Raw genomic sequence first — 17,477 nt, 5'->3', positions numbered from 1 at the left:
TCACGGGAGTGTTAAGTTTAATTATTAAAGTCATTACCCGATTCTTATGAACAGACTTCACATCGATAGTGTTACCCAATCTTTCGGCGGTAGAAAAATTCTGCAGGATATCTATTTAAGCTGCGAAACCGGAAAAACAGCAGGAATTATTGGCCCGGCGGGTAGCGGGAAATCTACTTTATTAGAAATCATCTTTGGAACAGTTAAAGGGGATACACAGTTTATTAAATTGAATGACACTATTCTTAAAAATCTGTCCGACAGGAAAAATAAAATTGCTTATCTGCCTCAGCGATCTTCATTTCTTCCAAAAGAATATAAGATCAGGAAGCTTATCCCACTATTCTGCACCCAAGAAAATGCGGAAAAGCTTTGTGATTTAAAAATAATACAACCCTTTTTGAACGAAACATCAAAAAATCTTTCAGGTGGTGAGAAAAAAATTATTGAAACCCTGATCATTACTTATTCAGACGTGGAGTTTATTTTACTGGATGAACCTTTCAGCGGCGTTTCCCCTAAAAATGTTGATGAATTGGAAATGATCATTAAAAGCCAGACACCCTATAAAGGAATGATTATCTCCGATCATAATTATATGACCTTATTCAATATGGCTGATGATATTTATCTTCTTTCGGATACCCATTTGAGAAAGGTAAAGGATCTTAAAGAACTGCAACAATTTAATTATCTTCCGAAAAACTTTAAATACTAAGAAATATGCACCTAATATTTCGCTTTATTGCTATCATTTTAATATCCTCTCAGGCCTATGCGCAGGAGACAAAAAACATAGGGGAACAAAATTTCCTTACCATGAAAAGCACCAATACAACAAAAGAGACTCTACACATACCGTCGTATAATAGTCTTATGGCTGATGTAAAGAAAAAACAGCCGGTAAACGGAATGTTTTACACAACAAGCTGTGGTGGCAAAGATACCAGCTGTTTTATATATGTGGAAAATAAACAGAAAACAGAAGGAGCAATTTATGGCTTTGAAGATACAAAAATCAGTTCCGCTATTATAGGAAGAAAGGATAATCAGGTATATAAAAGAAAGACAGAAGCCCCAGGTTATACACAGGAATTTTCAGACGGCATTTCCACTTATGTTGATTTTTATAAAAACGGTGCAATCCATACGATACGACATCTGGGAAACAATCTAAAAGTTGCTGAAATTCCTGTAGGAATATGGTACGCATACTCTGAAAAGGGTGATCTAATTCAAAAAATAGAGCATGATGATCATTTTAAAATGAATTTTTATGATATTTTGAAGATTGCAGACCGATACACCTTCCCTGACATCCGTATTTACAGAAAATTTAATGATGTTAATTCGTACTGGTATATATATTTGAAACCCCACTATCGGGATGGGGTTACAAAAAGCAGGAGCATTCTGATTGATGACAAGACCGGAGAGGTCATTTACGATATCAGTCAGGATCAAGAAAAATATGTGAAAGCTAAAAATTATGACAGCTTGCAATTAAGTAAAGAATCTGTGAATTGGCTAAAAAATAATGATCTGCATCAAGTTCCTGATGGAGAGTTTTATAAATTGTTTAGAGGATATTGATAATTTAAGCAAACACAACAAGATTTTACTGATCAAAAAAACATTTAATTTATATATTTGAGGGATCAAAAAAATTTCATAGAATGATTTCCATAAACAAAGCATTGTACCTTTCCGCTTTCAGCCTTTTTTCTCTGGCATTTGTCAAGGGACAGAATAAAGTTCCTTTTGGTGTTGTAAAAGCTGAAGAAGGCTACGCCAACGTGCGCGTCCACAAGGATGACTACAGGAAAATTGTAGACAAGATCCGGATGCGTAAAGGTGATGTATTTGTTTATGTAAAACCTGCACCCGGAGAAACGGAATGGGTATGGATCAAATATCCTGAAAAGCAGGATGAAGAAAAACCTTTTGTAAGATATGAGAATCTTGAGAAGGAAGGAATGGTAAATAAAGGGCGTATTGCCTTTATAGATCAACTTCCTCAGTTTACGCCTTCTAAATCCAAGAACGGGAAATCACTTATTTTCACAGACAACAGCAATCCCAAAATACCCACTTCACAAAGAACCAAGGTGGTTATTGATATTTATCCGTCGAATGCCGGTTACAGAAAGCAGGAAAAAGATACCGACGGAAAGATCCTTACAATAGATAAAATAAAACCATGGGGCATTAAGGACGGACTTCCGGAAGGGATGACAGAGATTAAATCCATCAGAGTACAGCAGCCGGGAAGAGGTTCTGTTTTTGTAAGGGAAGCTATTAAAAATATGTTTCAGCCTACTATGGACTTCAACAATGTAGGAGTAACGGCTCTTGACAATGATCATATTTATCTTTATATGATCAATGGCTCTGGTGAAAACAGATATGTCACACTTTGGACCATCAAGGAAGGAAAGGTAATGAGCCAGATTATTTACAATAGTCCGGAATAATTGCCGTTTTTCACACTAATATTCTTATTTTTGCCCTGAAAAAGTTTAACGCTAATTCATCACAGAAACTGGTTCTGCTTAACGCAGATTAAAAGGGAACCGTGTGCAAATCACGGACTGTCGCGCAACTGTAAGTAACTGAAGTCTTTATCAAGGATCCACTGTGCAGCGCACGGGAAGGAGATACAAGATGTTACAAGTCAGGAGACCTGCCTATTTCTTTAAACAAGAAACTTTCGCGATTTGAAGTTTATTGATCTGATGGACTGCTTCAGGAATTCCTGTGATTCCTGTCACTGTTCTGTTATTTTGATCTATTTCATTTCGCATTAATTAATAATGAAATATGACTACAGAAGAAAGAATTGCAGCATCCGAAACCAGAATTTTTAAAGCAGTTTTCCCCAACACTACCAACCACTATGATACCCTTTTCGGAGGTACAGCAATGCAGCTGATGGATGAAGTAGCTTTTATCACCGCAACCCGTTTTGCAAGAAAAAGAGTGGTAACTGTAAGCAGCGATAAGATCGATTTTAAAAAACCTATTCCTGCAGGAACCATTGTGGAGCTGATCGGAAAGGTTGACTATGTCGGAAAAACCAGCATGAAAGTGAATGTAGAAATCTATACGGAGCAAATGTACTCGTATGAAAGAGAAAGAGCTATTGTGGGCGATTTCACTTTTGTGGCTATAGATGAGTTTAAGAAACCAATCAGAATATTGTAAAAAATAAGTTTCGGGCGGCCAAAGGCCGCCCGAAAATTATTATAAAGTATAAACAATGTATTGTAAAAATTGTATCACTCTGATAAATGAATGCTTTGTTCATTTAAAGAACATCAATTTAAAATCTTTCCTCCTTATTTTGCGATAAATCTACCGAACTACCTTGTCAGTCTCCAGACTTCTGCTCAGCAACATTTCAAAAGCCTCTCCCATCTCATCGGATGCTCTTGTGATAGCATTTTCCAGCATATTTCTGATCTGCTTTTCAGTAACACCTGCTTCCGTCCAGCTTTTTCCTGAAGTGTGAGAATTTAAGATAAACGGCATGATACGGTCAATAGAGCAGGCGAAAATAGCGTCCGGTGTTTTTTCTTCCTCAAATTCCAGCCACAATTCAAAAAACTCAGTACGCAAAGGTTCATCAAGGATTCCAAAGATTTTCTGCGCTGAAATTTTTTCTCGCTCAAATTTCCCCACCATTGCCTGTTCATCAAAAAGAAAAGTATCTCCCGCCCCTATCTCCACTAAATCGTGAATGGAAAGCATTCTTATTACTCTTAAAAGATCAATATCCGCGCGGTTTTTAGCATATGGATAAAGTATCTGGGCCAAAATAATGATCTGCCATGAGTGTTCGGCTGTATTTTCCCTTCTCGTATCATCGGCATTGTAGTTTCTCCTTTGTACATTTTTCAGGGCATCAACTGCCAGAATAAAATCGATTTCCTTCTGTATTTTCATTTCCTTTATTTATTATTTGGATAATTTTCTAACGATCCATTTATTATTAATCTTTTCTCTAACGGTCACCTTCGTTTTTTCATCACTGAAATCACTGATCTTTTCGTAAACCAGATCTAATCCTTTGTTGGGAATCACCTGATATTCGTAGGTGTAATGCAGAGACGCCCCGGATCTGGCATAAGTGGTTAACCGCTTTCGTTTGGAATCTACATCAAACATTCCCTGATAAGAGCTGGCAATTTCAGTAAGTTCTTTACTCAAAACAAATTGTTTCTTTGTGGAATTAAAAACATACACATCAAAGGAGGCACTGCCATAGTTTCCGCCACTGCCGTTTCTTATGGCTACATCTTCCGTCCCGTCAAAATTGAAATCTCCAAAAACCACAGGAGCATCGTGGACCATTCCGTGGGTTAGTGTTGTTACACTGGTGCTTGACGGTTTCACCTCTTTTTCAAAATACATGACAAAATCTCCGGAAGCAAGAGTCTGTAGCTTTTCTCCGCTTTTACTGAACAATATGATAGCAGCCTTATTTCTACAGGCATCAGTCTGACATTCTTCAACTGTAACCTCTGCATTATATTTCCCGGATGCATCTTCGATGGCAAAATGATATTGTCCGAAACAAAAAGGTGCAAGCAGTATCAATGCTGACAACGACCTGTATGATGTAGATGTATTGATCATGGATGATTTTTATGCATTAGTTTTTCAACAAATTTTATGCAAAAATAGGGGTTTTGGCTGAAAACTATTTTATATAAGAGATTAGTTGTATTTTTAATGGAAATATCTATAATATGTCTCCAGAATTCAATTATCCGACGGAAATTAAAGGAACAAGAAAGCTGTATTCTTTATTTAAAGGAATAAAAAATCCGTTAGAGGTTATTACCGGAAACCATGAAATTGCAGGAGATAACTACTACATCAAAACCAATTTCACCAATAAGAACTTTATTTTTTCTCAGGATAAAGAATTCACAGAATATATTTTAAAGCAAAATCATAAAAACTATTACAAATCTGAGATCCAATCCATCACTTTAGGAAAGTACCTGGGAAACGGTCTGCTAACGAATAACGGAAAAGACTGGCTGAAACAGAGAAGGCTGATCCAACCCGGTTTCAGCAAAACGAAAATTGCCAATCTGGTTTCAATTATGGAAGAGGAAATTGATAAAGCTTTTCATTCATTCCAACCTGGGCAGGATATAGATCTTTATGATTTCTTTCATAAACTCGCTTTTAATATTGTCGCAAAAACTCTTTTCAGCTCTGATATTGGGGAAGCCCAGGTGAAAGAACTGGGTAAAATCATTACAGAAGTTCAGGAAGTTTTCGCCAAAGAGGTTCGCCTGCCTTTTTATTCTAAAATTTTAAAAATTTTGGGCATTATTGACAAAACTATTGAAAAAAGTAAAAGATCAAAAGCTATTATTCAAGGGGTTTTGGATAAACGGAAAAGTTCAGGAGAAGAGAAAGATGATTTGCTGGACATGCTTATCCAAACAAGATATGAAGATACGCAACTTCCGATGTCTGATGAGCAATTGGTTGATGAAATGCTTATCCTTTTCATTGCCGGTCACGAAACAACCGCTAATGCATTAAGTTTTATTTTTTTTGAAATCAGTCAGAATCCTGAAGCTGAGAAAAAATTAAAAAAAGAGATTGCAGACGAAGGGGAAATGGTTTTTACGTCAGAAAGCTTAATGAAAAAGTCTTTTACTTCAAATATCATCAAAGAAGCTATGCGACTGCATTCTCCAGCCTGGGCTATTGATCGTCAGGCTTTGGAAAATGATCATTTTAAGGAATATTCCTGGCCGAAAGATACTTTAATCATACTGTATATCACCGGTCTTCACAGAAATCCTAAATACTGGAAAGATCCAAACTCTTTTATCCCAGAGCGTTTTGATGATGAAAATGCCAAGAATTTCGCTTACTACCCTTTTGGTGCCGGGCCCAGGCTTTGTATTGGTGAACATTTTGCTATGATGGAAATGGCTCTTATCATCCGTAAATTTTACAAAAAATTTACTTTTATATCCTATCAGACAGCATTGAAGAAAAAAGCTCTTGTTACTTTAAGGCCCACCAGCTTAAAAGGAAAAATTAGTAATAATTGATCTGGTTTTCTTTAAAATTCTCACATCTAAAATTCACAACTAAAAATAATTTTATTGATTTTCAACTAGTTACATAATTTATTTATATTTTTTCACTACTTTGTATTGCATATTACCATTTTAATTACATATCTTTGTAATGTAAAATCGGAATAGGTTCATCTAGCTAGGAACATTATTCTGAAAATATAACTAATTAACAAAACTTATTAAAGATGAATACTGAAAATACCAAAGCGCAAATGCGCAAAGGAATTCTGGAATTCTGTATTTTAAGTCTCATCAACCATCGTGAAATGTATGTTTCCGACCTTATCGATGAGCTTAAAAAAGGAAAACTGGATGTAGTGGAAGGAACCCTCTATCCTCTCCTTACAAGACTGAAAAATGGCGAGTTCCTTTCCTACAGATGGGAAGAATCTACAGGAGGACCACCAAGAAAATACTACCAGATTACAGAAAAAGGCAAGCTTTTCTTGGACGAACTTCAAAATACCTGGGCAGAGCTGACAGCGTCAGTAAACCAAATTATTCAAAAAATATAAAAAACAAAGCTATGAACAAGACACTCTCAATAGGACTCGCAGGTTTTTCTTTTACTATAGAAGAACACGCATATATAAAGCTCAGCGATTACCTGAATGCACTGAGAAGCTCATTGGACGCTTCAGAGGAGGAGGAGGTAATGCATGATATAGAAATAAGAATGGTAGAAATCTTCAGAGATTCTTTAGGAAAACGTGAAGTTGTAAATGATTCTGATGTAGAAAGAGTAATTGCTCAAATCGGAACTCCTGAAAAGATCGAAGAGCAGGAAGAAGCTTACTATTCTGAAAAAAACAGCAAAAGACAAAATACTACAGGAACTACATATTCTGATAAGAAGCAATTGTTCCGTGACCCTGAAAGACAAAAAATCGCAGGAGTTTGCGCCGGTTTAGCCGCATACTCTGGAATGGAAATTACTTGGATGAGATTAATTTGGGTGGGTGCATTTCTTTTCCTTTGGGTTGCGCCTGGTTCCTCGTTTTTAATTGTCCTTTTATATTTTATTCTTTGGGCGGTATTACCTAAAGCAGAAACTGCATCAGATTTTTTGAAAATGAAAGGAAAGCCATTAAACTTTGATAATTTAAAGGAAGAATCTAGTAAAATTGTGCAATTCGCCAATGAGACAACAACCAGAGCTGGTGAAATTTACACTGAAAATAAGCCTTACATCAGCAACGCAGGAAGCGGAGTATGGAATGTTTTAAAATATATTATTGGAATCTTCTTCGCATTTATGGCTCTAAGCAGCATTATAGGTGTATTTGTAGTCTTTGGTCTTTTCGGAATTGATTCAAACTTTCCCGGAGCTGATGAAATGAAATTTCTTCTTGATAACGATGGACTTTACAATGTATTTTTAGCATTAATTATTGTTGGATCTTTAATTCCTGCCGTTCTTTTCAGCCTACTAAGTATCAAGATTTTTTCACCAAAAACTAAGTTAAGAAATATTGGTTGGGTTTTAGGAGTCTTATTCTTGGCAGTAATATGTTTAGGAACATTCTTTGGAGTAAGTATGGCGAAAAAAGAAATGTTCCTGAAAGGACATAAGGAAGATACGGAAGAGATTTCCATTAATACAACATCTGATAGTTTATATGTAGATATGAAACAGATATCCATTCCGCAAAACTTTACAGGATACGATGATGACCTTTACTCTGACAAAATCTCTGTTTTTGAAAAAGACTGGATACATGTAGACGTTACGAGAAAAGCAGATATTAAAACACCTTATCTGATTATTAAGAAAGAAGCTAAAGGATACAATCTTCCTCTTAATGTAAATGTTCCGGTAGAAATTGTTAACAACAAGGTTATTCTTCCAAATTATATCAAATATCCTTATGAACACAGATTCAGAGATTACAATATTGATTACGAACTGGTAGTTCCTCAAAATATGATTGTCCTTCCAGCAAAAAAAGACGGAATTAATTTTGACGGAGATCTGAACGGAGACGGGATCAACGACAGTGATCAGGAAAAAGATGAAGATGGAAAAATCAGAATCGAAAAGAACAAAATTTCTGTAAATGGCTCTACCATAGAATATAACTCTGATGACAAAGACAGCATTATCATCAACGGAAAAAAAGTTCCGAATTCCCAGGCAGACCAGGTAATTGATTCTATGAAGTCTACGCTCAAAAAGGCAAACAAAAATGTAGACGTCAAAATTAAAGACGGAAAAGACGAAATTTCCATACAAACTAAATAATTAACTTCAGAGAGTGCAGAAGGTGTGAATGGAAGGCAACCGTTTGAAATTCACACTCTTCTTCTCTCAGAAATCAGAAAAAAAATGTTATTTAGTTCGCTATGTTAAAAAAATGTTATACATTCGTATAGTTAAAAAATAATTAACCAAATCATTAAAAAACACCTTAACCATGGTACAAGTTGCACTAGAAATTGTTATGAAAATCGTAGATTTAATCAGCGGTTTGTTTTAAGAGCGATAATATTTCAATATATTTGTAAAGTATAACCTGTTTGGTTATACTTTTTTGTTTTTAATCTAAAGATATATGAAAAAACTGATAGGTAAATTAATGTTAAAGATACTGGGCTGGAAAGTTGTCCTGCAGGGCGATGCGAAAAGTCTGAACAGATGCATCCTTGTCGTTGCACCCCATACGCACAACATGGAATACCTGTTAGGAAATCTTGCCTATTGGTCTTTAGAAAAACCTTTGAAAATCATCATCAAAGATGCCCACACAAAAGCATGGTACGGAAGTCTTGTAAAAGGGCTTGGCGGTATCGGTATCGACAGAAGTCAGAAAAATGACCTGGTCAACTTTGTAGCCAGACAGTTCGAAAAAGAAGATTTCAGTCTTGTGATTACTCCTGAGGGGACCAGAAGCTGGGTTCCGAAGTGGAGAAAAGGGTTTTATCATATGGCATTGGCTGCAAAAGTACCGATTGTTCTGGCGGCAGGCGATTTCAAAAGAAACATCGTGTATTTAGGCTATACCATACCTTATGAAAGGATTGCTTCAGTTCCTTTTTCCGAGATCATGGAGGAAATTCAGGATTACTATGTAAAATATGATATTGTTCCTAAAATACCTGCGAACTGGAATCCGAATATTATGGGAGCTGGCAACGAGGAAGAAGTTAGAAGTTAGAAGTTAGAAGTTAGAAGTTAGAACAAAATTACATTTGCTCATTTAGACAATCATTTATCATTCATTATTTATCACTTATAAAATGAAAGGTCAGACCAAAGAAGAGCTCCTTACGTTCTTAAACAACTGGGGAGAAGATATAACATTAGCAAAAACACTTGAGATACAGTTCATCGATATTGACGTTGAAAATGAAACTTTAACTGCTACAATGCCGGTACAGCCAAAGGTACACCAGCCCTTTGGGATCCTGCACGGAGGAGCAAGCTGTGTGCTTGCTGAAACTTTAGGCTCAAGCCTGTCCAATATGTTTATTGACGGCAGTAAATATTACGGGGTGGGAACCAATATCAATTCCAATCATCTAAAAAGTAAAAAAGACGGAATCGTAACAGCCACAGCACGATTCATCAGAAAAGGAAAAACCATGCATGTTTCCGAAATTGAAATCAGGGATGAAAAAGGAGTACTCATCAACCATACGACAATGACGAATAATATCCTTCTGAGATAATTCGAAATATCAATAAAAAATAAAAGATCCAAAAAAATGGGTCTTTTTTCATGTCTATATGCGAAATATTTCATTAAAAACAGCTCTTTTAATTTTGACATTTTTAAGACTAGTAATACCTTTGCTAAAGAGAATCATCCCGGAAATTCCCTGCTGTATTTCCTGATATTGATCTCCAAAATCCATCTACACTCATGATCTATTTCAAACTACCTTTCGACGAAACATTATACTCAACTGATCAGAAACAAAACAGTGAATCCGTGAGTTTTCACTCTTTTGACCTGTTGAGGCAGATCAGTTTTCAAGGCAGTATTACCGAAGCTTCAGAACAGTTTGAACAGGACCGCATTACCAGTGAAACTCTTTTGAAAGATGAAAGCTTTTTCAATGCAGAGACCAAAGAAGAATATATCGGCAGCCTTCATCAGGTTATTGATGTGATTAAAAATCATCAGCTTCCAAAACTGGTGTATTCAAGAAGGAAAATCTTTCAGGACTTTCATCAAATAGATTATAAACAGAGTTTTGAAAAGCTATGCACATCTTATCCTAATGCTTTCAGATATATCTTTAATGATGGACAGCAAGCCTGGATGGGAGCTTTTTCAGAGACTCTTGGGAAATTCAACAAGATTACTCATGAATTTGAAACCATGAGCCTGGCAGGAACGCTTCCTGTATCTGAGGAATGGACGGAAAAAGAAATTGAAGAACAGAAGCCTGTGACAACCTATATCCGGGATACGCTTAAAAACTATTCCGGGAACATAGAAATATCAGATACCTACGATCATATTTCAGGAAATATCAAACATCTCAGGACAGATTTTAAAGCCCGGATTAAGCCTGAAGACCTGGACAGCCTTATCAATGATCTTCATCCCACTCCGGCAGTCTGCGGCATTCCAAAGGATTTCTGCAAAAAGAATATCCAGACCCTTGAAAAGTTCCCGCGTGAATTCTATTCTGGTTATAGTAAGGTAGAAACAGATGAAAGTGTAATGTATTTTGTAAACCTGAGATGTGCAAGGCTTTACAAAGATTCCATACACCTATTTGTGGGTGGAGGAATCACTGCCCAGAGCAGCCCGGAAAAAGAATGGAGAGAAACAGAACTGAAATCCGAGGCCATTTTAAAGAATATTGTGGTTTCTTAAAAATATGGTAATGATGAACCCTGGAACCCTTTTCACCAGTAACATATCCAAATTTTTCTATAATGAATTTAAAATAAAGGAGTATTGTAGGCGGCTGAGAACCTTGAAGCTTCCTCTCTCTCAAAACAAAAAACCTCTTTCCAACGAAAGAGGTTTTGTTATATTGAATAATAATTCTGAATTTATTTTTTCATTCCGATCCTGCTCCATGTATCCAGTACAAAAAGCAAAATGAGACCTAGAACTGCTGAAGCAATTGAAAATACAAACTTCAGGTTATCTTCTGATAAAAGATCCGTCTGCCAGTCCAATGCATAAAGATTGATGGCAATAAAAACGATAAACACAACTAGAAATACTTTATAAAACTTCTGCATGATTCTTAAAAATTAATATAGTTCAGCACCAATTGGGCAAAGTTTGCGGTAAATAATTTTATTGAAATAGCCAAAAGGATGATCCCGAAAACCTTCTGAAGAATAGACAGGGTAGCCTCCCCCATTTTGTTTTCCAGCCATTTCGCTGATTTCAGCACCAAATATACGAAAATTGTATTGAGAATGATTCCCAAAATAATATTAATATCATGAAATTCAGCTCTGAGAGATAAGGTGGTTGTAAGGGTTCCGGCTCCTGCAACCAGCGGAAAAGCAATAGGAACAATGGATGCAGCCTTTGCTTCGGTGGTCTTATTGATCTCAATGCCCAATATCATTTCAAGGGCTATGATAAAAATCACAAAAGCTCCTGCAATGGCAAAAGAATTCACATCTACACCAATCAGCTTAAGAATTTTATTTCCTACAAAAAGAAAAACGATCATAATGACACCCGCAGTAATGGATGCTTTCCCGGCTTCGATCTGTCCAAACTTCTGCTGAAGGCTTACGACAATAGGAACAGAGCCGATAATATCGATTACGGCAAAAAGAACCATAAAGCAGGTAACGATCTCTTTAATAGAAAAATCATTAAATATTTCCATCTCTTTGTAATTAAAAATTTCGCAAAAATATGAAAAAAAATTGATTATTTGCTAATTCGTGAATATAAATTAACAACTGCTTTTAAAAGTTCCTCTATTCCTTCTGCTGATTTCAGAGGTGAGTATTTCTCCATCTGAATCCTTTGAGACAGATTTCTGTATTCCTCAGCAACGGAAGATCCTTTATAATTTTCCAGGAATACCCTGAAATCCTGTGAAGAACTCTGGAAATACTGTTTTCTCACATCCATATCCATTTCTTCCAGGGTATCAAAGAACTTCTCGTAATCCTCATTATCTTTCAGGTTTTCAAGATAGCTGAAATAATCATTGATATCCGTTTTCAAAGTTTCTCTGATCTGTTTTTCTGTTTCAGCTACAGAACCCAACGGTTTTGGCGATGCTGTTTCTTTAACTAACGTTCGTTTTTTTTGCCATGTCTTAAATAACAGATACATGATAAACAACCCGATAAGAATGAAAATATTGGTTAAAAGAATATTCCAGTGGAATTTACTCTTTTCCTTTACTTTAAATGTTGTTGTCTTCAGAACAGGGGTATCTACCGTTTCCAAAAGTGTATTGGTATATTCGTTTACCTTTTCAACTGTGGTACGTGATTCCAGGATCTGATCATGGGAAAATGCATTCAGGGCAAGAGTTTTGTTTCCAAGTTCCACATATTCGTGACTGGCCGGATCAAAGAATGCAAACTGCTCGGTCTGTACAGAAATGGCACCCGCTTTTTTTGGAATGATAACATAGTTAGCCAGAACCTCACCTTTCATACCCGTAGTTCCGGGAGCTACTTTGGATGTAATTTTAGGGGTAAAAACCTCATAATCAGGAGATGAAACAATCTTAGGAAGATGCATATCCGGAAGATTTCCTTCTCCCGAAACTCTAACTATTACGTTGATTGGTTTGTCAACCTCTATTTTATCCTTTGATGCATTGTATACATTCACACTGAAATTACCTACCGCATTCTTAAAGTATTCAGGCGATCCTTCCGGAAGTTTTTTTACATTAAGCTTTACTTTATTGGAAACAATTTTATTCTTATTCGAATAAGAGCTAACCGATGCCGATACCGCAGGCACATCTACATATCCTGATTCATTAGGAAATACCATAAATACAGCCACAACCTGGGAAGCCATATTTCCGGCTCCTGAGGGATCTATCTCCGATTTGTTTAAATTTACAGGGTGTACATTGAGGTTATCCTGACGGGGAAGGCGAACATCCTTCACCTTTCTGAAATTATCCATGTTTTTGGAATACACCCTCAACACAGCCACTGTAGCCTGATCCTGATATACCTCGCGGTCTTCTATCTCCATATTCAGATAGACATCATTGGAGGTATTGCCGGCAAGAGACCTTTTTTCAATAATATCCTTTATATTGATATCAAAAGGCTCTGTCTTGTAAATCTTATTATTAACCGTTACCAGTACGGAACCGATCTTGATTTTCCCTTTCTTTTTCGGTTCAAGGGCAATTCTGGATATTTTCTGAGTAATCAGTGTATTGGTGGCCGGATCAATTAATGTATTGGTCATTGATCCGCTTCCTATTATATTGAATTTTGAAAGATCGGGAAGCTGAAAACGGGTTTGTGGTTCAAGGTCGATACCATTAAGCTCCAGAACGATGGTAAGGTTTACAATATCCTTTCCGTTGTATTCTGATTTATCAGGTTCCATAAACAGGTTTACCTGTCCGTAAGAAATTACGGATGCAAAAAGGAATAATATGTAAATCAGTTTCTGTTGCATCACCAATCTTTTTCTTTGCTCTGAGGCATCGAATAAGAATTCTTATTTAAGATTCTTCTGGCGGTTTCTTTTTCTTTTTCGTTGACTTTATCTAATATCGCATTTTCAAGATTCTTGGGCATTTTCCCTTCATTATTCTGGTTCTGCTTAGGGGTATTTCCCTGCTCGCTTTCCCCTTCATTCTGCTGGCCATTGCCCTGATCCTGCTTTTGATCTTTTTGGTCACCTTTCTGATCATCATTTTTATTCTGATCATTTCCTCCTCCGCCTTTTCCTGAATTGTTCTGTTCGTTTTTCTGCTGTTGCTGTTTCTCTTTTTCTTTCAGCTTGGCAATTTCATAATTTTTTCTGGTCGCTTCATTATAAGGATTCTGCTTCAGAGCCTGCTTATAATAGTCAGCCGCTTTTTCCGGCTGATTCATCTGCATGTAGGTATTGCCCAAATTATGAAGAGCAGCCGTTTTATCCGGCAGAGTTTGAGAAAGTTTCTGTGCTTTGTCAAATTCTGCTTTAGCCTCCTCATACTTTTTGCTTTTATACAATGCATTTCCCAAATTATAATGAGCTGTAAAGTCTTTTTCATTTTCTTTTACAGCTTCCATATACTTCGAGGATGCTCCGTCATAGTCTTTACCGTTAAATTTCTGATTACCTTCATAAACTAAAGTTCTATAGTTTTCCTGCCCAAACAGTACGTTTGAGAGTGAGAAAGCTATAAGAAACGATAAAAAAATGATTTTAGTATTCATTACCTGCAAAATTATTCCTTTATATGTTAATAAACAGACTTCTATTTGTTAAAGTTCGGTTAAAGTACTTATTTAAAATCTTGATAAACAAAGTATAAAACTAAATATTGAAATCTTTTTTCGGGTTTAAGATATAAATTAAAAAGAAAAAGAAAATGGAAACTATTAAAAAATACTGATAATAGTGATTGGCATTCTGAGACTTTACCATAGTCTGTGCAGATGAGGATTTTTTACTCACAGCATCAATGATTTTATCGGGAGCTTCATTGATGTTATTTCCGTCTACGTAATCTCCTCCTGTAGATTCTGCCATCTTTCTAAGGGCTTCCGTCTGTCTTTTAGAGATCACAGTTCCACCGTCCATATCGGTCTTATAGCCCATCAACTGTCCGAAGACATACTCAGGAACAGGCGCTCCTTCGTCTGTTCCTATTCCTACCGATGTTATCGAAATGCCTTCTTTATTGGCCAGTCTTACGGCAGCATTATCATTTCCTTCATTATCTTCACCGTCACTCAGCAGAATAACTTTTCTGGAGCCTTTGCTTACATTTTTAAACTTTTCTGCTGCAGCCTGCATTCCTTTCAGAAAATCCGTTCCCTGGATCTTCATAGAACTTGTTTCTACTGCACTTATATAGGTTTCAGCGGTTCCGTAATCTGTGGTAAGCGGCATAATAGAAACTGCTTCACCGGCAAAGATCACAATACCGATCTTATCATTCTTCATTTTCTGCATGGTAGCCAGCATCAGGTTTTTTGCTTCTGCAAGACGGCTGGGATCAATATCTTCAGCATTCATGGAATTGGAAACATCAAGCATAAAGATGACATTGTTAAGCCTTTGATTGGTTTTCACTTCCTCGGAGCCATTCAGTAAATCTATGATCGAAAATATCAGGAAGAGTGTTCCCAACAGGTATAAAGCCGGAAAGAATTTTGTAAATCCGGATTTCTTTTCAAACAGGTTTTCATGAAACCGGCTGTCTGCAAAAACTTCTCTCTTTTTCTTTTTCCATCTCAAAAAACGGATCAGAAAGAAAGACAGCAGTGGCAGCAGCAACAGCAAAAGTAAATACCAGTAATTTCCTAACGACCAATTCATCAGCTCAAAAATTTATATAATACCCATCGCAGCAGTGCATCAAAGAACAGCATTCCCAACGCAATCCATAGGAAAATTTTAAAATATTCATCGTAATTGTACAGCTTGGAGACCTTGATGTCTGTTTTCTCCAATTGGTTGATCTCATCATACACTTCCTCCAGACTGCTGTTGGAAGTCGCCCTGAAATATCGTCCACCTGTTGTCTGCGCTACTTCTCTCAAGGTATTTTCATCGATCGTCACTTCAGTTTCCGTGAAGATAAGATCCCCGAAAATATCCTGTGAAGTAGGCATCAGAGCAAAGCCGTTGGTTCCTATCCCAATAGCGTAAACCTTTATATTATTATTCTTGGCAAGCTCTGCAGCCAGCTGTGGAGGAATTGCATTCTGGATATTGCTTACTCCGTCTGTCATCAGGATCACCACCTTACTTTTAGCTTTGCTTTTGATAAGATGATTTACAGCTACAGAAAGCCCCTCTCCAATGGCTGTTCCCGGTTCAAGGCCAGCGGAATTAAGATTTTTAATTTCGTCAATAACCACCTGATGGTCAGAAGTCACCGGTACTTTGGTAAAAGCTTCAGCAGCATACGCCACCACCCCTATCCTGTCATTTGGACGTTTCTGGACAAATTTTACGGCAATATCTTTTAATGCAGTAATACGGTCCGGGCTAAGGTCTTTGGCAAGCATGCTCAGGGAAACATCAATGGAAAGCATTATATCTACGCCTTTGGTATCATCCCTGTCCTGGGAAACCGTAAAGGTTCTCGGTCTGGCCATAGCAATAATCAGTGCAGAAAGAATGATATATTTCGAGAGCTTAAGCAGCACAAGCACGGCACGGATTCCCCCGCTGTCTTCCATATTCCGGACAGTAGGAACTTTGATGCCTTTCTTCTGCTTTCCACCCGCATCTTTAATAAAAAGGGGAATAAACAGCAGAAAAAGCAGCAGGAACCACGGACTGTAAAATTCAAAATCAGGCATCCTTTCTTAAGTTTTCAAATTCTAAATCTTTTGATGATCTCTTCACAAAATCGCGGATATCTGCAAAATCTTTTTCCATAGTGGTCTGGTCAGGAAATGTCTTGGCAAATTTTACCAGATCTCCCCTTAAAAATACATCTTCTACGATTCTTTCATTTTCCTGGGAAATGGTATTGTTTTTTTTCATGACATCAATAAGGTCATCTGTAAGAAGAACATCAGCCGGAAGATGATATTGCTTGGCAATGAATTTTCTGGATATATCTATCAGCTCCACATAAAACGAACGGAAATCACCGCCTTCAATATATTTTTTCTTTTTCAGGGAATCCAGCTCTTTTAAAGTCTGGTTCGTGGCAACAGCAGGTGAGCTTTTAGATTTTCTGCCCCATTTGATAAACATAATGATGGCAATGATCAGAGCGATAACGGCTAAAGCAGCGAGAATATAAAATTTATAAAGCTCCCAGTAATCTTTTGTTTCAAGTTTTACTTCCTTATTGTTCATGATATCATTGATCTGGTCTGCCTTTTGGGCGGTATTCACCACATCAATTTCATAAGGAATGGTTTTTAAAATTTTACCTCCTACATTAAATTCCAGCTCGGGAATGGTAAATTTACCTTCTTCATACACTGAAAATTCAATTTTTCTTTCGTAAGAATTTTGGTTTTGTCCGATACTGTCTTTAATTTCTTCAAAATGGAAAGGCAGCAGTTCATTTTTAGGTGCGGAAGTTACCTGCAGCTCATGAACATTGTCTATTTTAATAACCAGACGATTCACTTCACCTAAGGCAAGGGTTTTCTTCTCCAGATTGGAAGATAATATCTGCGAAAAAGCATTTCCACAGATTAAAAAAGAAAGTATGAATAATATTTTTTTCAATTTCAAATAATAATAGTTTGGGCCG

Annotated in this window: 19 protein-coding genes and 1 riboswitch; of the genes, 10 read left to right on the top strand and 9 right to left on the bottom strand. The window is 36.7% G+C overall.

Annotated features, from left to right (window positions below):
- The first annotated feature begins 46 nt into the window (after positions 1–46).
- The 4 genes from AC4IFE_RS01275 to AC4IFE_RS01260 all read left to right on the top strand — a co-directional run bounded on the left by AC4IFE_RS01275 (position 47) and on the right by AC4IFE_RS01260 (position 3,204).
- The gene (locus AC4IFE_RS01275; RefSeq protein ID WP_490754257.1) at positions 47–718 is read left to right on the top strand and encodes an ATP-binding cassette domain-containing protein; all 672 of its coding nucleotides are present in this window, start codon (positions 47–49) and stop codon (positions 716–718) included.
- A 5-nt stretch (positions 719–723) separates the two neighbouring features.
- On the top strand, positions 724–1,593 hold the full coding sequence (locus tag AC4IFE_RS01270) for a hypothetical protein (protein WP_490754255.1): 870 nt from the start codon (positions 724–726) through the stop codon (positions 1,591–1,593).
- Positions 1,594–1,676: 83 nt separating this feature from the next.
- Positions 1,677–2,474, top strand: a complete 798-nt coding sequence (locus tag AC4IFE_RS01265; protein ID WP_490754253.1) for a hypothetical protein — start codon at positions 1,677–1,679, stop codon at positions 2,472–2,474.
- A 52-nt stretch (positions 2,475–2,526) separates the two neighbouring features.
- Positions 2,527–2,705, top strand: a riboswitch (cobalamin riboswitch).
- A gap of 115 nt (positions 2,706–2,820) precedes the next feature.
- Positions 2,821–3,204: an acyl-CoA thioesterase gene (locus tag AC4IFE_RS01260; RefSeq protein ID WP_490754252.1), complete on the top strand. Its 384-nt coding sequence runs from the start codon at positions 2,821–2,823 to the stop codon at positions 3,202–3,204.
- A gap of 150 nt (positions 3,205–3,354) precedes the next feature.
- On the opposite strand, the gene AC4IFE_RS01255 is transcribed toward AC4IFE_RS01260, so the two are convergent.
- Positions 3,355–3,945, bottom strand: a complete 591-nt coding sequence (locus tag AC4IFE_RS01255; RefSeq protein ID WP_490754250.1) for an HD domain-containing protein — start codon at positions 3,943–3,945, stop codon at positions 3,355–3,357.
- Between the two features lie 12 nt (positions 3,946–3,957).
- Entirely contained in the window at positions 3,958–4,638 is a 681-nt protein-coding gene (locus tag AC4IFE_RS01250; RefSeq protein ID WP_490754249.1) for an XAC2610-related protein, read from the bottom strand.
- Positions 4,639–4,751: 113 nt separating this feature from the next.
- Here AC4IFE_RS01250 and AC4IFE_RS01245 point away from each other — a divergent pair, with 113 nt between their 5' ends.
- The 6 genes from AC4IFE_RS01245 (at position 4,752) to AC4IFE_RS01220 (ending at position 10,945) form a co-directional block, all read left to right on the top strand.
- Positions 4,752–6,086 carry a cytochrome P450 gene (locus tag AC4IFE_RS01245; protein WP_490754247.1) on the top strand — a complete coding sequence of 445 codons (1,335 nt, stop codon included), beginning with the start codon at positions 4,752–4,754 and terminating at the stop codon, positions 6,084–6,086.
- A gap of 215 nt (positions 6,087–6,301) precedes the next feature.
- Positions 6,302–6,631, top strand: a complete 330-nt coding sequence (locus AC4IFE_RS01240; protein ID WP_260543296.1) for a PadR family transcriptional regulator — start codon at positions 6,302–6,304, stop codon at positions 6,629–6,631.
- Between the two features lie 11 nt (positions 6,632–6,642).
- Entirely contained in the window at positions 6,643–8,358 is a 1,716-nt protein-coding gene (locus tag AC4IFE_RS01235) for a PspC domain-containing protein (protein ID WP_490754245.1), read from the top strand.
- A 310-nt stretch (positions 8,359–8,668) separates the two neighbouring features.
- On the top strand, positions 8,669–9,271 hold the full coding sequence (locus AC4IFE_RS01230) for a 1-acyl-sn-glycerol-3-phosphate acyltransferase (protein WP_490754243.1): 603 nt from the start codon (positions 8,669–8,671) through the stop codon (positions 9,269–9,271).
- Positions 9,272–9,353: 82 nt separating this feature from the next.
- Positions 9,354–9,785 carry a PaaI family thioesterase gene (locus AC4IFE_RS01225; RefSeq protein ID WP_490754241.1) on the top strand — a complete coding sequence of 144 codons (432 nt, stop codon included), beginning with the start codon at positions 9,354–9,356 and terminating at the stop codon, positions 9,783–9,785.
- A gap of 194 nt (positions 9,786–9,979) precedes the next feature.
- The gene (locus tag AC4IFE_RS01220; RefSeq protein WP_490754239.1) at positions 9,980–10,945 is read left to right on the top strand and encodes a chorismate-binding protein; all 966 of its coding nucleotides are present in this window, start codon (positions 9,980–9,982) and stop codon (positions 10,943–10,945) included.
- A gap of 182 nt (positions 10,946–11,127) precedes the next feature.
- On the opposite strand, the gene AC4IFE_RS01215 is transcribed toward AC4IFE_RS01220, so the two are convergent.
- The 7 genes from AC4IFE_RS01215 to AC4IFE_RS01185 all read right to left on the bottom strand — a co-directional run bounded on the left by AC4IFE_RS01215 (position 11,128) and on the right by AC4IFE_RS01185 (position 17,452).
- Positions 11,128–11,322, bottom strand: coding sequence for a hypothetical protein (locus tag AC4IFE_RS01215; RefSeq protein ID WP_479890147.1), 195 nt, complete (start codon positions 11,320–11,322; stop codon positions 11,128–11,130).
- Positions 11,323–11,327: 5 nt separating this feature from the next.
- Positions 11,328–11,930, bottom strand: a complete 603-nt coding sequence (locus tag AC4IFE_RS01210) for a MarC family protein (RefSeq protein ID WP_426047406.1) — start codon at positions 11,928–11,930, stop codon at positions 11,328–11,330.
- A gap of 44 nt (positions 11,931–11,974) precedes the next feature.
- Positions 11,975–13,714, bottom strand: coding sequence for a BatD family protein (locus AC4IFE_RS01205; RefSeq protein WP_490754237.1), 1,740 nt, complete (start codon positions 13,712–13,714; stop codon positions 11,975–11,977).
- A complete protein-coding gene (locus AC4IFE_RS01200) occupies positions 13,714–14,463 on the bottom strand; it encodes a tetratricopeptide repeat protein (RefSeq protein ID WP_490754236.1) in 750 nt (249 codons plus the stop codon). The genes AC4IFE_RS01205 and AC4IFE_RS01200 overlap by 1 nt, the downstream gene beginning before the upstream one ends.
- A gap of 100 nt (positions 14,464–14,563) precedes the next feature.
- Positions 14,564–15,571: a vWA domain-containing protein gene (locus tag AC4IFE_RS01195; protein WP_490754234.1), complete on the bottom strand. Its 1,008-nt coding sequence runs from the start codon at positions 15,569–15,571 to the stop codon at positions 14,564–14,566.
- Positions 15,571–16,563, bottom strand: coding sequence for a VWA domain-containing protein (locus AC4IFE_RS01190; protein ID WP_490754232.1), 993 nt, complete (start codon positions 16,561–16,563; stop codon positions 15,571–15,573). The genes AC4IFE_RS01195 and AC4IFE_RS01190 overlap by 1 nt, the downstream gene beginning before the upstream one ends.
- Positions 16,556–17,452 (bottom strand): BatD family protein, encoded by an 897-nt coding sequence (locus AC4IFE_RS01185; RefSeq protein WP_490754230.1) that lies wholly within the window; start codon positions 17,450–17,452, stop codon positions 16,556–16,558. Before AC4IFE_RS01185 ends, AC4IFE_RS01190 begins: the two co-directional genes overlap by 8 nt.
- Between the last annotated feature and the right edge of the window lie 25 nt (positions 17,453–17,477).

The sequence above is a fragment of the Chryseobacterium sp. UF-81 genome, from assembly GCF_058245105.1.
This window is presented reverse-complemented; position numbering and strand designations above follow the sequence as displayed.